Annotated in this window: 11 protein-coding genes; 7 read left to right on the forward strand and 4 right to left on the reverse strand. The window is 43.0% G+C overall.

All coding sequences use genetic code 11. From position 1 onward, the window contains the following. The first annotated feature begins 538 nt into the window (after window positions 1–538). Entirely contained in the window at window positions 539–727 is a 189-nt protein-coding gene (locus tag F6J90_RS01080) for a hypothetical protein (protein WP_293090692.1), read from the forward strand. 10 nt (window positions 728–737) lie between these two features. On the opposite strand, the gene F6J90_RS01085 is transcribed toward F6J90_RS01080, so the two are convergent. After that, entirely contained in the window at window positions 738–1940 is a 1203-nt protein-coding gene (locus tag F6J90_RS01085) for an RHS repeat-associated core domain-containing protein (protein WP_366513707.1), read from the reverse strand. Window positions 1941–2032: 92 nt separating this feature from the next. On the opposite strand from F6J90_RS01085, the gene F6J90_RS01090 reads away from it, so the two are divergent. After that, entirely contained in the window at window positions 2033–2977 is a 945-nt protein-coding gene (locus tag F6J90_RS01090; protein ID WP_293090693.1) for a transposase, read from the forward strand. 65 nt (window positions 2978–3042) lie between these two features. On the opposite strand, the gene F6J90_RS01095 is transcribed toward F6J90_RS01090, so the two are convergent. The 3 genes from F6J90_RS01095 to F6J90_RS01105 form a co-directional block, all read right to left on the reverse strand. Continuing rightward, window positions 3043–3168, reverse strand: coding sequence for a hypothetical protein (locus F6J90_RS01095; protein WP_293090694.1), 126 nt, complete (start codon window positions 3166–3168; stop codon window positions 3043–3045). A 24-nt stretch (window positions 3169–3192) separates the two neighbouring features. Then, window positions 3193–9210 carry a SpvB/TcaC N-terminal domain-containing protein gene (locus F6J90_RS01100; protein WP_293090695.1) on the reverse strand — a complete coding sequence of 2006 codons (6018 nt, stop codon included), beginning with the start codon at window positions 9208–9210 and terminating at the stop codon, window positions 3193–3195. A 287-nt stretch (window positions 9211–9497) separates the two neighbouring features. Then, window positions 9498–9716 carry a hypothetical protein gene (locus tag F6J90_RS01105; protein WP_293090696.1) on the reverse strand — a complete coding sequence of 73 codons (219 nt, stop codon included), beginning with the start codon at window positions 9714–9716 and terminating at the stop codon, window positions 9498–9500. A gap of 1539 nt (window positions 9717–11255) precedes the next feature. Between F6J90_RS01105 and F6J90_RS01110 the strand changes: the two genes are divergently transcribed. The 5 genes from F6J90_RS01110 (at window position 11256) to F6J90_RS01130 (ending at window position 15815) form a co-directional block, all read left to right on the forward strand. Beyond that, window positions 11256–14333, forward strand: a complete 3078-nt coding sequence (locus tag F6J90_RS01110; RefSeq protein ID WP_293090697.1) for a DUF4407 domain-containing protein — start codon at window positions 11256–11258, stop codon at window positions 14331–14333. A gap of 40 nt (window positions 14334–14373) precedes the next feature. Further along, window positions 14374–14523 (forward strand): hypothetical protein, encoded by a 150-nt coding sequence (locus F6J90_RS01115; protein WP_293090698.1) that lies wholly within the window; start codon window positions 14374–14376, stop codon window positions 14521–14523. A gap of 212 nt (window positions 14524–14735) precedes the next feature. Then, window positions 14736–14909, forward strand: a complete 174-nt coding sequence (locus tag F6J90_RS01120; RefSeq protein ID WP_293090699.1) for a hypothetical protein — start codon at window positions 14736–14738, stop codon at window positions 14907–14909. Window positions 14910–15028: 119 nt separating this feature from the next. Continuing rightward, a complete protein-coding gene (locus F6J90_RS01125; protein ID WP_293090700.1) occupies window positions 15029–15673 on the forward strand; it encodes a pentapeptide repeat-containing protein in 645 nt (214 codons plus the stop codon). After that, on the forward strand, window positions 15642–15815 hold the full coding sequence (locus F6J90_RS01130) for a hypothetical protein (protein WP_293090701.1): 174 nt from the start codon (window positions 15642–15644) through the stop codon (window positions 15813–15815). Before F6J90_RS01125 ends, F6J90_RS01130 begins: the two co-directional genes overlap by 32 nt. Window positions 15816–15959: the final 144 nt, after the last annotated feature.

Genomic DNA, 15959 nt, shown 5'->3' on the forward strand with positions numbered 1-15959 from the left:
TGCTCTGTTCTTATGATATCGATGGTATAACTAATTTTTAATTAGTCATGGCTAGTAATTACTAGATGGATTTTAGCAGTTGACCAAGGATTTTTATCCATTTGTCTGTTTTCCAGATTTTCCGGATTTTTTGAACTCTTTTTTTTAGCTCCTTGTTAAACTATCACATTATTTATTTGTCAAGGCGAATTTTTAATTATTTTTGTTGCTTCTATTTATGTATACTCATGCCAAAAATAACGTCATATATTTGAAGCAATAACCAGAAGATAGCCCCTAGTTTAGGGTTATCAAAACCTGGCCATGCCACTTTAATGCCGGAACAGCATTTGTAAGTATTCAGCCGTCAGCGGTCAGCCGTGATCTAAAAGCTCACGCTACGGGAACAGCTTTCTATAACTCAGATTAAACTTTTGCTTACTTGTTTGATTCAAAAGTTCCGTAGCGTCCTAATACCCCATAAGCACATCAAGTAGCGTGCCCGTAGCCCATTAGCTGATAGCTGATAGCTGATAGCTGATAGCTTACCAGCATTTTTATGGAAAACGTTGAAAGTTTCTACGTAAAATTCGGGGTGGCGATCGCAGCAGGATTTGAGAAGGCGATCGTTTTTGATTGGTGGTTAAGTCTGACATTTTTGAGTTTTTTTTTTGGGTTTAAGTTGGGTTGGATGGCGGTGCGTTACACTGTCGTGCTTGGCAGCTTACGAGGGAGGCGATCGTACTAATTTGCGAAATCTAATTTACTCCGCCTGCTTTGTTTCCTTGCTTTTGTTCGCGCATCCGATTGCGATATGTTCTATACGATCTTTGTATCATTCGTGCTGCGCGTCCCTCAATTCCAGCTTGACCGATAGAGCCCATTATATTTAAATGATAATGAGAATGATTCCGCAGTTGATCCTGTTGTGCATCCAAGTTGTTTTGAGCGTATTCTGGATGCCACTGAACCCCTATCGCATAGTGATGTTGATGACTTTCAAAACCTTCAGTGACTCGCTGGGCATTAGGGATATTCGGACCTGTAACGTTCGGTTCCACTGCTGTTCTGGCTACATTTCCAGGAAAGGTAGCCTGCGCCCAATGCACGCTATTGGCAGCTATTGTCAGGCTTCCATTATTTAGAGCAAAGTCACGAGCACGATAGCTAAATTGGTTTCCATTAGCGACTTGTTCGAGTTGTGAACCCCTTCGGATATTAACATTATGAGCGTATTTATTTACGCTATTCATAGGTAAATTGTGCCTTCCCATTACTTGATTTGGCAGCTGCTGAATCTGAGCTCCCAATTCTGCGGCTAAACGCCATGAACCACCACAAACTGCAAGAATAGGAATATTGCTAGCTAAAGCTTGCTGGATTAAACCTGATTCAAATTGATGCCTTGCATTAGCATATTGAACTGCATTTGGTCTAGGTTGATTCCTGTCACCTTTTTGAGCGGGGTGAGCGTGGGGACCACCTGGTATAAATATACTGTCAACCCCTTTTATATTTGCTACGCGCCCATTTGGACCAAGGTGGGTTTGATTGCCATGATTATTGAAGAATGCATCAGAAGCAATGGTTACAACTCTAGCATTAGGATTCGCTTGTTGGACGAGTTCTAAATCTCGCTGGTGACCAGCACCCTGTGCGTCACGCCTGTAAGCAACACCGATAACAGGTGTGATAACTAGCCCTCCTGTATCCCTAAGTATCACTGGATTCCCCCCCACAAACACATACAAATTCAACCCATCAACAGTCCCTGCCGGATCGCAACTCATCCACCGACCCAACCAAGGGGCATAATACCGGGCACCGTAATAATAAAGACCCGTACTCGCATCTCGTTCCTTACCGGAATAGCGATACTGCTTCAACTTCACCTCGGCTAAACTCCGTCCCGCCACGAAAGACGTCCCGCCGTAGGGGAAATACTCTTCGTAACTGATAATTTGCCCCCCATTATCTACCCTTTCAGGTGTATGATTTTAACAAAAGAGGAAAAAAGAACTAAAAACCTTAGTACACCATTGGACTGTCATCGATGATCACACAGATTCCGAAAGGGTATCAAGAATGGTTCAGAGTAGTGATGAGGAAGATGCCTCATCTGAGCAAATCTCAGGCAGTGGGATTAGCAATGGGTCGCTTTTTTGGTATTGCCATCACTCAAAGTTGTGGATTATCAACAGTAGCCGTATTTTTAGCAGAAATCCAACATCGATCAGAAAACAATGTCAGAGAGCAGTTAAGGCAATGGTACAAGGAAAAAAGTCACAAATATGGCAGAAAGCGACAAGAAATAGAAGTCAGTGAAAGCTTTGCCTTCTTATTGTTGTGGATATTAAGTTGGTGGTCATCCGATCAAAAAAGCCTGGTGCTGGCTGCAGATGCATCCACATTGGGTAAGCGTTTTACAGTCTTGGTAATTAGTGTGGTCTACCGTGGCTGTGGAATACCTGTAGCTTGGAAAATTGTGGGTGCAACCGAAAAAGGGAGTTGGCAACCTTACTGGCATCAGCTGTTAAATCAGGTCAAACAGGGGATCCCGGATGATTGGTTTGTGATAGTCACCACAGACCGAGGGTTGTATGCTAAATGGTTTTATCAAGGGATTGTGGCTAATGGCTGGCATCCTTTGATGCGGATTAATGCTCAAGGATATTACCAACCATCCCAGGTTTTGGGTGACCAACCCCCATCGAAATTACCTCTGTCTGGGCTAATCACTGAGGTTGGTCAGCATTGGAGTGGTCGAGTCAGATGTTTCCGAAGCAACTGTGTCGATTGCACTCTCTTAGCTCGCTGGGATCACGGTTATGCTGACCCTTGGTTAATGTTAACGGATTTGAGTCCACAACAGGCTCAAATCTACTGGTATAGTATGCGTAGCTGGATTGAATGCTTGTTCAAAGACATTAAGCGTGGTGGTTTTGGTTGGCATCACACCAAAATGACTGACCCCAAACGTGCCGAAAGACAATGGTAACGCTATTGCTGTGGCGACTATTTGGTTGGTTGGCGTCGGAGGATTAACTGACACTAGTTTATCTGCTAGTAGTTTATCGGTTGAAACTGACGACGATGGCCTCGACGCCGATCCGTTGCAATTTTCGACCCACTCTCAACAACCTCTGTCTTTAAGTTGTTTTCGACGAGGTTTTTTACGTATTCTGGCATCTGTCATTCAACAAATGCCTTTACCTATGGGTTGTTTTTCTCCCTCATTTTCTCTATCTTCTGCATAAATATTAAAATCATACACCTAAAAGCATTATCTACCTCCATGACCGCAGACCCCAGATGGTTCTCCAATTGATAGCGAATTTGAGGATTGCTAGTTCTTGCAGGTGGCGAAACCTGACTCCAGCGCAGGCGGATAGCAACACAGCGTTCGTCATCCATCACCCGCAGAGAACGGCGTTCCTCAGTCACCGTACCGTTTTGCCTGGTTTGCCGTATTTCCAGCATCCCCAGATAAATCGTCTCGTCAATCTGAGTAACTGTCCCCCCATTACCCAAGCGTTCCGTTACCTTGCGGATGCGATTTCCCCCACTATCGTAAACGTAATATTCCCCATCATTCAAAGCACCTCCCCGGTCAATAATCGTGACGCTAGCAATATTATCCCGATAGTTCCAAGTAATCCCCCTCAACCCTTCTAACTGGGTCTGATTGCCATTAGCATCAAAATAACCATCTACATCCTCCGGCTCTATGCTTCCCGATGTATCCTGCTCCACAGCGCGGTTAGAACCATTGGAAACCACCAGCTCCCGCGTCCTCGAAGTCGCCCCATGATGCCGGATGCCGTACAAATTACCCCCATCGTCATAGTCATAGTGACGGGTGTAGTTTTGCACCGCCTGTCCGTTGTTAAGATTGGGGAGAGTAACAAACCAATCGTTCTCAGGGTTGCCCCACCGTTCGTCCTCTGCGGTGAGGGCTGGGTGTTCCCTGCCGGTAGCCTCAATTAAACGGTATAAGGCATCGTAGGTATAGGTCGATTTTGGATCGACTTGCTGGTTCTGGTTGAAAACCGTTTCCCAAGCATTATCTTTAATTTGCGTGATATTCCCCACCGGATCGTAGGTGTAATGCAAATCTTGCAGGATTTTGCGATCGCTTCCCCTTTTAGTCAGAATGCGCGTCAGACGGAAAGTAGTAGTTTCGTATTCATACTCCGTCCTTACCCCATTGCCATAGCTAATTTGGGTGCGCTGTCCCTTGGGATTGTAATCGATACTGTCCACATAAGTCGAAGTTGCCCCTCCCTGGTGCTGTACCTGAATTTGATTCAACCGACCCGATTCATGGTATATTGGTTGATAAGCATTATCGTCTGCATCGGTTTGTTCCGTAACACGACCCAGGGCATCGTATTCATATTGCGTCTCGTAGGTGGTCCTTGACAAAGCTTCCGTACTGTCCCAGTTCGCTTCTTTTTTGTACTCCTCCCTCAATTGCCGTTTAGTTGTAAGAGGCGCACCCAGGATATTGTACCCATCAACTTGCAACAACCCGGCTTGGTCGTAGTGCTGGTAAACTTGACCCCGTAGATTGAGATTTTCAGCATTCTCAACACTTTCCCCATACACCAGGTGTTCTACCACTTGGTCAAGCTGAGTCGCACCATCCCCACCCTGGACATGCACTTCTACAGGACGCTGCAACTCGTCGTATTGGGTACTAAACTCAAAGTTACGAGAATTTTGGCTGTAAATGGGATTGCCAAGAACGTTATTCAATTGCCAGCTAGTTCCCCCGTCAACGCCAATCGTTTTTAAAACTGAGTCAGTCATGCTGTAGGTCATTTGGAAATTCTTGATGCTGGAAACTGACAAGCGAGGATCGGCGCTGGATAATTGATTACCTGTAATATCCAATTCGTAATAGGTTGTCAGCATCCTCACTTGCCCACCTGAAGTCGTCTTATTGCTTTCAATCTCTCGAACTGTTCTGCCCAAATTATCCAGGACTACTTCTAAGGGAGTATCGTAGAAGACTTCTGCCTTTTGCAAGGCTTGTCGTTCCGCTTCATCCAAGCTGGGGTTCTCTATGTTTTCCTGATAGTAAGGGGAGTCCACTACGGTATCGTTCTCGTCATAGTGCCATTCCTGCCAAGGGGTAAACTCGACTTTGGTGAAAAATCCCTTGGGCGTATCCACCCGAATTAACCGTTGCAGCGGGTCGTAGAATAGGGTGGGAGAAACACCGAACTGATTGAGTTCTTCGTTATCGACATAGTCATAGCCTTTGATGTAATAAGGCTCGTATTCTTTAACGGGATTGCCTTTATTGTTGTAAACCTTGCGGTTGGAAGCCAACCAGCGATCGCTCGTTATCTCCGTTCCGATGCTACTGGGATTAACTACAAATGCCTCCCCCGCTTCGACTTTCATCTTGCTTTGCACTTCCCGTCCCAACCCGTCGCTGTAGGCGATCTGCGTCTGGACTCGTGCATCTAGGTAATTTTCTGCCACCAAGTTAACAGCATAAACGGGGATGCCGCTATTTTTCCAAGCAAACAAATCGTAATAGAAGTAGCTGGCAGCACCTTTCAGGTAAGTTTGCGGATTGTCTATAGCCACCTCCATATCGAAGGTATCGGGTATAGTAACTTCGGGCAAATTTTTGGCAAAACCCACGTCAGCCCGATTTTCCGTTCCGTAGTGGGAGGTTAAAACCACCATCCCCAAAGCATCGAATTTGACTTCAGAACAATTGTCATTCAAGTCGCGAATTTTCTGGGGTTGCAGGGTTTGATAATCAATCGCTTCTACTGTTGTTTGATTTCCAATTGCATCTGTTACTTTCTTAAGCAACAAATGATGAGAATCGTATTCCACTTGGGTTTGATTACCAAAGGGATCCGTTGTCTGATCTGGTAAGTAAAAGCGATCTTTGCCCAGATAAGCTTGAGTCAATCCCTGGTTCCACCAGTAATTGGCATCTTTGGTATATTTTCCTTGATTCTTCAGCAACGGTTCCAATTCATCTTCAGTCAAAGCCCCATCAAATGCTGCTTCTACTTGTTCTGGAGAAAATTCCGCTATTTCCCTGCGATAGGGCAAGGCTTGGGGACCGACTTGACCGAGGGGGAAAAACTCTTCCCTTTCGGGATTCCAATAGTAGTGGCGCTGCCAGCTCAGTAGGGGGGTTTCGGGGGTTTCGGAAACCTCGTCTAGATGGTCTTTGACATCTGCAAACGCGAAGTATTGCTGACCGCTAGGTAGTGAAAGATTCTTGATTTCATAACTGCGATTGTCTTGAGGAACCCCCAGCAGATAAAATTCCTGGGTTTGATTAATAAAACTGTCTGCCGAGTAAGTTATTTTTAAGTTGAGTTGTTCGGGCAGTCTATTTTCCCCAGGCCGCCTTCCGTAGGCTACGGCACAAGCACCCATAACGTTGCCATACTCGTCTACTTCCAGGACAAACTCGTGACCGATACGGGGATCCGCTGGGTTCCTTTCGTAATCATAAGTCAGACTTTCTTGGGGATGGACAAAGTAGATACCATATTTGTTTTCCCCTTTGGGTTGGATGAGTTTGACTCTGTAGTTGCTCTGGGTGACGCTGTAGGGATTAGCTTGTTGGTCGGAGTCGTCATTTCCGTAGAGTTCCTCACGCAAGACCATCCCTTTTAAGGCTCGATGGGCTTCTCGCCAGGTTTCGCTGTCGGGTTCTTGGCCATTAGCATCGAAAACGCTATCGGGAAATTGATGTGCTGCCGGATCTCCCTGGAAATATTCCGGTTCGTATTGCTTCGAGAGGGACTCTTCTTTCCCCTCCTGGGAGGGGCTAGGGGTGGGTCCAAACCAGGCTCCGGTATGATACCAAGTCTTGCTCAATACGGGCGGGACATCGTAGGGTTGGGCATCCCTGGATAAGGTTTCAGCATCTAGACGTTCTATCATACCAAACCCAAAGAATTCCCGTTCTACCCCGTCGTAGTAACCGTGGTGATAGCTGTAGGAACTGACTAACTTGGTCTGGGAGATGGCATCCCAGCTTTCTACTTTTTCAATGACCTGTACGGGAAATGGCAGGTTGGTTATCCACGGTTGACCGTTTTGCTTGTCTTCTAGATAATATTTGGTGGAAGTGCCGTAGGTAATGCGAGTGGTGGCTCCGAGATTATTGTCTGTTTGGTTCAACAAGTGGGGTTTTGTTCTTTGGCAAAAGTCGTAACACCAATGACGGGGTCTGGGGGTTTCTTCGCTGAAGATTAAACAAGTTGTCCCGTTCCCGTAAACATCTGCAAAGCTAATCTGGTCTAAGTTATTCCAATTGCTGGGCAGATAGATGGTCAGAGGGGTTTCGCTGAAGGAGTTACCGCTTTGGTTGAACCAAATCTCGACGCGATCGCTTTTTACATATAAAATATCCGCTGTCCCGGAACCATCGATATCTACTAAAAACAACCGGGAGATATCGAAGTCTATGCCAAAGCTTGGTGCATTGCCCAAGGTCACTTTTTTGCCAAACTTGCCGTAGCCCAAGGAAGGCCAGCATTCTACCAAACCACTCTTGATTCTGACTAAATGCTGCCTACCGGTGCCAAAGATATCGGCAAACCGCAAGGCTTCGGTGCGATCGCCTTTCCTCTCCAAAGGCAAGTCATTTTCCGGCTGCTGTATGATGGCTGGGCCAAAACCTGCTTTCCCTTTCCCTGGATAAACTTTTATGCGATCGCCTTCGAGGCGTAACACGTCCAACAACCCATCCCCAGTAATATCGGTTAATTGACTGTCAGGTTCGAGAAATTCGTTGGCAAAGGCGGGAAAGGTTTGAAAACTCTGCCAAGTGCGATCGCTTTTTACTTCGTAGTATCCCGAAACATTGGGACTACTGACCACTAAATCTAATCGACCGTTTCCCGTTAGATCGATTAACTGTTGGTTGGTTGTTTTTCCATAAGCGATCGGCAAAGATAGAGGTTGTTGGGGAGGGTTATATTTTACCCCTTGAGTTTCCTCACCGTTCGCTGCGGGTTCCCAGTACAGCGTTGTGGTGCCATCGTTGTACAAAACTCCCGGAATGCCTTCCCCGTATAAATCCAGGATTTGATACTCATAGGATATCAAACCGGGCAAAAACCGACTGTCCTCTTCTAGGAATGGTTCAAATTCCTGTCCTTCCAGATTAAATTGAGTATATTGAAATTCCAGAGGTGGTAAACTCTTAGTTTGATACTTAACGTTTTCATAACGATACCCGATCGACTCGACAGCCTTTAATAAAGTAAGATTAGAACTTTCTTGATAATCGAAGTGCGTGGCGTGGACTAGTACCGGTTCGCTGTGCAATTCCGTAAAGTTGTGGAACATTAAAACGTTACGGCACAGGCGATGGGTACGAATTTCAAACCCGGCATGATAGGTGGAAAATGGGTCTTTGCGACTTTTCCATTCTCCAATTGAATAAGTATAGGGTTTAGTCTTATTGCTTGGGTCGATCTGGTACTCACCATAGTCAAAGACTACTTCAAAATGCCACTCAACACTACTCAGGTTATCTCCTGGTTGTGGTTGCAGCGGTTGGTAGTTACCATACTGAATCTTTTCTAGATATTTATTAGCTGTTTGCGTCCGGTTTACTTCGTAAATCTCTTGGGTAAAACCCTCGGTATTTTCTGGTTTATATTTATAGACAATACAATTTCCTTTAGCATCAAAGCTCTCTTCTAGCAACCATGCAAAGACGTGATTTTCGTTGTCCGGGTCAGAGATTCTGGCTTGAGCCGTTTTACCATATCTACTGGTGATGTTATCCTTACTTATTACCTGCCAATAGGATGCTCCTGTACTGCGATCGCACCACTGTTCAATTTTGGCAAATAACCCTTCAGTGCGAGGCTGGTAGCTAGTAATCTCGTAATTGTCTTGAGTTCGGTTACCTACTGGTACCAAGTCATCAGCATTGGAGAGAATGAAGGTATCAGTGCCATCGTATTTGGGCAGTCCTTTCGAGGTTTTGCGGGAAATATTAGGAATAGCTAGAGCAAACCCCAAACCAAAAGTCCCATTTCCTGAACCGGAACTATACTGAACACTCAACTGCGGTTCAAAACCCCGGCAAGGAGTTGTCGGAATCGGAATAGATAGGCCAGCCGTGCCTGTAAACTCGTTAGCCTGAAACGTTTCTCCAATGCCCTGAATCGCTCCTCCGCCTTTGGGTAAAGACAGTTGGTTTGTGGTTATTTTGCTATTTTCCATAACACCTTCATGACCGAATTATTGATGACCAAAGTAATGGTTAGTAACTATTTCCAATCAGCGAACTGATGTGATCTGCCCTAGCTCCTGAGCAGCAAGCAGTAAGCATTAAGCCGTTGGCCAAGGCCAAAGGCCACGCTACGCGAATGGCCACGCGTGCGCGTTCAGCTGTCAGCTTTGTGGCACAGGCTTCGACGCTGTGACTGTGACTATTAAACTAATGCTTACCTCTTGCTTTATTCAAAAGCTGTTCGGTGTAGCGTGCCTATAAGCTTTAAGCTGATAGCTTAAAGCTTACCCTGATGAGCAAACCTCAAAAATACAGTATTAACAATGACTTTAGCACCAAAAAAATCATGTTTGAAAGGATGCCATCGGCTAGCATCCTCCAACCACTGCCTGTTGATTTTACCTAGAAAATGGCATTCATTACTTCCGAAACCAAAACCCTGGGATGGCGTCGTACGGGCTTGGCTCTGGGTATGAGTGTCAACAGCAATTGCCACTGGCGATCGCTGACATTTATCCTAGGATTGTTGGCTAATTTCCCTGTTTTTTGGCTTTACTTGTGCCTCTCAACTTTACCTGAGCACTGAAACACAAGCTTTTTTTTATTTTTTGTTGTTCGGCTCTATTTCTGCCTCTCAACTTTACCTGAGCACCTTTTCAAATAGGCTTTTGTAAATGCAACCTTATTTAAGGTATCAAATAATTTTTGATCAAGATGATTTTTTAACAAAACGTTACATTTAATTTTGTTCAGGGTAAAACCATCTCAAAGTACTTGACAACATCCCTGAGTTGTGATCTATTTAATTTATATCCTTTCCATTTGAGAAAAATTTCGATGCGTTCTCAAGGGTACTTGACAAACTCCCTGAGTTTTTAACTATTTAATTTCTATCCTTTCCAAAGGAATCGTACACAACGATTTAGGGCGCTTGACCCATTAAGAATTAAATGCGCCACGGGTCGCACCTTTTGCTGCTTGTATGAATGTCAAACACCTTAATGCCTAGTGCTATAACTGCTCAAGTCTGTTTTTTCCCGTACCGGAAGTGCCCCAGAATGCGTACGCTTCCCAACAGAATTCCGTAACTTATATACTACTTTTTGAAGCATCGCTCTTGTCATCGCATGCATCGGGAGCAGGTGAAATTTGCCGAACAAATGAACTACTTGACAAAACCACAAAAATGCTGTAAAGGAGCAGGTATTAGTTGCAGAACAGATCAACTATTTACCATTAGAGCAAGCAATTACCCATGAGGGGGCTATAGAAAAAGTAAAAATATTCGGCTATTGTGACCGGGAGCTTGTCTTAGTTGCTGAAACATTAGTACTATGTCCCATTAGCGGAAGCAATTACCCATGAGGGGGCTCTAGATAATGTACAAATATTCATCCAGGACTAGCTCCCCCTATTACCTATTACCTATTACCTATTACCTATTCCCCAAATTTAGTACTAATGTTGCTGCATAAGTGACATGCTCCCATTGTGACCTGCTCCCCCTATTACCTATTACCCATCACCCATTCCCCATTCCCCATTCCCCATTCCCCATTCCCCATTCCCCATTCCCTAGATTTAGTACTAATGTTGCTGCATAAGTGACATGCTCCCTCTTTCGCCTTTGTCCAGTTCGTCGAACTCACGTTAAAATAATAAGGATTAAGGTAGCGAAAGAGTATTATTTTAAATAATTAGTGTAAGCATTCAGCAGTCAGCAGTCAGCCGTCAGCTTTGTGGCATAGGCTTAATGTTTGTGGCACAGGCTTCGACGCTGTGACATAACTCAGATTAAACTTTTGCTTACTTGTTGTCTTGATCCCAAGCGCGAGTGGTTTTAGGTCTGTGTGGGTCACGTGCGAGCACCGCTGTTTGCCCCGTGGAAACCACGGCAGTTGCTCATGGGGGGAACCCCCTTTGGTCGCACTGCCTCCCCTGTTCCGAAGCTGCATCGCTTGTTCAAAAGCTGATAGCTGATAGCTGATAGCTGAATGCTTACTAATTAGTTAACTAGTTAACTGAGGTTGTTGTTATGGCAATTGATCGGGTACCTGGCGTTTATGTAATCTCTCAAGATGAGGTTGGAATTGTCTATAAAAAGTTTGGTAGTCCTTTACCATCTAATCGTCAAATTGCTCTTAATGGAGAAATGGGTTGGCAGGTTGATACTCTTGGTCCTGGACGACATTTCCGCTCTAGGTTGACCTATAAAGTTTTCAAACAAAAGGCTATACAGATTGATAAAGATGAAATTGGATTAGTAACAGCCAACGATGGTGCTTCTCTTCCCACAGGTAAAATGTTTGGTAAAGTTGTCGAAGAATGTGATGACTTTCAAGATGGTCGTGCTTTTATCAACAATGGTGGTCAACGGGGTAGGCAGTTAGGTATTTTAAGAAATGGTATTTATCGGATTAATACTCAACTTTTTTCTGTTGAAATAAGGCCAATTACTCATATTAATGACTATGAAATTGGCTTAGTAGAAGCGAAAGATGGCAAGCCACTTCCGATTGGAAAAACCTTTGGTGATGCTGTTGAATGCAAAAATTTTGAGGATGCTCAAGCATTTATTAATAATGGAGGATATAGGAGCCAACAGTTAAAGATTCTTACTACTGGCAAATACGCAATTAATACAGAACTTTTCAAAATTAAGAGAGTTGAACTTATCAAAATTGGAGTTAATGAAGTAGGGTTAGTGGAAGCAAGGGATGGTGAGCCACTTCCACTTGGTCAGAACTTTGGTAAAGTTGTTGAATGTGGCACTTTTCAGGACGCTGAAGCATTTATCAAAAACGGCGGTCAACAAGGGAACCAATTAGCAATTATTCCTCCTGGAATTCACTACATTAATACAGAGTTGTTTAAAGTTCACAATGTCCCAGTAATTAATATTCGCTCAGGGGAGATAGGGCTAGTTATTGCTCAAGATGGTGCTGAATTACCACCAGGACAAATACTAGCTAAAGCTGTAGATTGCGATAATTTTCAGAATGCTGAAGCCTTTGTCAAAAACGGTGGTCAACAAGGTAAACAGCGAGCAATTATTACTGAAGGTTACTATAGAATAAACACTGAACTATTTACAGTAGTTACTACTGACAATGCCAAGCAATATGGACTGAATCCAGAACAATTAAAAGTTTACAGAGTTGAATCAGGTAAAATTGGTATTGTTACCACTTTTGATGGTAAGCCCTTACCAGGAGGGGACATTGCGGGACCAGTTATTGAGGGACATAATAAGTTTCAGGAGCCACAGGAGTTTATTGATAAAGGTGGCTATCGAGGTTTACAAGAAGAATTTATCGAAGAAGGTTTTTGGAGTTTAAATCCTTGGTTTGTGGAAGTTGAACAAGTTCCTTTAACTAATATTAAATCTGGAACAGTTGGAGTTTTAATTTCAAATGTTGGTAAGAATAGCCAAGCAAATCAAGAGCAAACTACTTATGGTTCTCAGTTTAATATCGGGTATAAAGGGATTCAGAACATACCAATAGAAGCTGGAACACATCCTATCAATACAAGAGTGAAAAGTATAGTAATAGTTCCTGTCCATGAAATAACTTTGGACTGGAGGACAGATAAAAATAAACCAGCAACCAACTACGATTATAATTTGGAAACCTTAAAGCTTCGCTCAAAAGATGGCTTTATTTTGAATCTTGAAGTCACACAGGTTATTAATATTTCTCCCAAAAATTCCCCTAAAATGATATCTCGTGTGGGTTCACCAAATGCTAATAGTTATAAGCAAGTTGAGGAACAAGGAGGAGTTCTTAGCTGCTTGTCTAATGGTGCGGTTAAATATAGCTCCATTAAAAACCTTGTGAATAGGGTATTAGAACCGATGGTTGATAATTACTTCCGTAATTCTGCTCAAGAATATAATGTCTTAGACTTCTTACAACAACGGGATCAAATCCAGGAACGAGCTACAGAACATATCAAAAGTGCTCTTAATGCTTATGGTGTTGAAGCGGTTGGTACTTTTATCAACGAAATTGGCTTACCAGCTGAACTTCAACACCTAATACAGGCTCCAACAATTAAAGATAATTTAAATTCACTAGAAAAATTCTTGCTATGGTCTGCTGGTGCAGATCATGATATTTTGGCACAAAAAGAATGTTTGACAGAACGATATAAATATACAGCAATTGGGACCACGGTTTTGCTAACATCAACAACGGCTATTTTTTCCGGTGGTTATGCTATTTTTACAGTATTCGGTTCTGTAGCAGCTTCTTGTGTAGGAGGAACTTTTTGGAGTTTTATAGTTTTTAACTTAGATCGTTTTTTAATTTTAAGCTCTAAGAGAAGAAAATCCGATTCAAATTCAAACTTGCCATTTATTGCAGCAACTAGTCTGCGATTATTAATAGCCTTATTATTGAGCTTTGTGGTTGCTAAGCCCCTTGAATTGAGGCTTTTTGAAAAAGAAATTAACCAGAAAATAAAACAAAATAAAAATGAGATAAGAGAAGAAAAAATTAACGAACCAATAAAAGAATTGGAGCAAGAAATTAAAGAATTAAATAAAGAAAAGGACAAGTATAAAAATGAATGGAAGGACGCCGAAAATGTGGCTAATGCAGAAGCAGAAGGTACACAGGGAACAGGCCAATTTGGAAAAGGAATTGTTTATCAAGACAAACGAAATTATGCAGATGAAATCAAACAAAAATTTATTGAATTAGATAATAAAGTTAAGGATAAAGAGGAAAAAATCGATAAGCTTAGGCAAGAACGTAACCTGATTTTGCAGTCACCAGAGAGTAACTTAGAACAACTGAATCAAGAACAAATTGACAAAGAATCAGATGGCTTCTTAGCCCGTCTTGTTGCTTTAGAAGAACTATCTAAAGACGATCCGAATATTCGTAATATTAATTGGCTAATAACTGCCTTATTCGTCACTATTGAAATCTCACCTATATTAGTTAAACTTTTGTCTGGCAAAGGTCCTTATGATTATTTACTTGAACAGAAAGAAAGTCAGGAAAATTATAATGAATATTTCCGCATTAAAAAAGAACAAAGACTTCTCTTATCTGAAGAATTATCAAAAAAATACATGAAAAAAATTAATGATTTTGAACAGTAAATTACAAAAACAAAAAAAGACTATAGCGGTTTCTAGCCTAATGAGGTACACAGGATTTTTTCCCTCTTGCCTATTGCTAGCTTGCCTATTACCTGCTCCCTGCTCCCTTTCAATCAAAAGACGATGTCTTAAACAATACTTCCTTTGCTATAGCACCCACATGGGAATGCAATGGGTCAGAGGAGCATAAACAAGTATTTATACTCAGTAAAGTTTTTTTTCGCGATCGCAAAGTGCCCCAGAATGCGTTCGCGTAGCGGCTCGTACCGAGCATCGCGTAGCGTGACCATTCGCGTAGCGTGGCCTAAAGGCCAAGGTCAATCGCTTCCCTTACAGGTTTCGTAACTTATATACTACTTTTTGAAGCACGAAATCTGGGATAAACCTATACCAAGATGACTCATGTCTGTCTATAGCAAGGGGAACAGGGAACAGGGAACAGGGAACAGGGAACAGGGAACAGAGAACAGAGAACAAAACTCTTGCCTATTGCCTATTGCCTCCTGCCTATTGCCTCTTGCCTATTGCCTATTGCCTATTGCCTCTTGCCTCTTGCCTCTTGCCTTAAAACCATAAGCATGTCCCTCAAACCTTGCTGACAATTGCCCTATAGTCCCCTCTTCAAAACTCCTACAAAAATTGATATAGTTACCCTTGTCAGCAACTTTTAATCAAAAGGAGGATTAGAGCGATTCATGAAGTACTGCAAGTACTTTCTACACCTGGCAGCCTGGTGCATCTCACTTTTGCAATTAGGCAAAAATTCTAATAAAATTCCCACACTCCCCACCCTCCCCACACTCCCCACCCTCCCCACACTCCCCACACTTCCCTTCTTTTTTACAAATATGAGATGCACCCTGGCAGCCTTTCTACTAGCACTAACTATATTAGTCTTGCCTCTGCCAGCCCAAGCCCAAAGCGCTGCCACCATTAAAGCTAACTTTCAAAACAAGGATCTAAGCGGTAAGGATTTCTCCGGTAAAAACTTTAGTTACAAGGTTTTTAGCAATGTCAATTTACAGTCAGCTAACTTGAGCAACGCTAAGTTTATAGGTGCGGATATTACCAAAGTTAATTTCACGAATGCTAACCTACATGGAGCCGATTTTACCTATGCATTCATTAATCGATCTACCTTCAAGAAAGCAGACTTAACCGATGCAGTGTTTGAAGATGCATTTATGTCCAAATCTAAATTTAAGGGTGCAGATATTACTGGCGCTGACTTCACGTTTGCAATTTTGGATTATAACCAAGACCGGAAGCTATGCAAAAAAGCTTCTGGTAAGAATACTATAACTGGTGTTGAAACTAAGGATTCTTTATTCTGTTATTAAAATTAATTTAAGTATTCAGCGGTCAGCGGTCAGCGGTCAGCGGTCAGCGGTCAGCGGTCAGCGGTCAGCGGTCAGTGGTCAGCCGTCAGTGGTCAGTGGTCAGCCGTTGGCCTTTGCCTGTAAGTTAAAAGCTAATAGCTGAAAGCTGAAAGCTGAAAGCTGAAAGCTGAAAGCTAATAGCTAATAGCTGAAAGCTGAAAGCTGAAAGCTGAAAGCTAATAGCTGAAAGCTGAAAGCTGAAAGCTGAAAGCTGAAAGCTGATAACTGATAACTGATAGCTGATAGC

Source organism: Moorena sp. SIOASIH, from assembly GCF_010671925.1.
In the GTDB taxonomy this organism is placed as follows: Bacteria; Cyanobacteriota; Cyanobacteriia; order Cyanobacteriales; family Coleofasciculaceae; genus Moorena.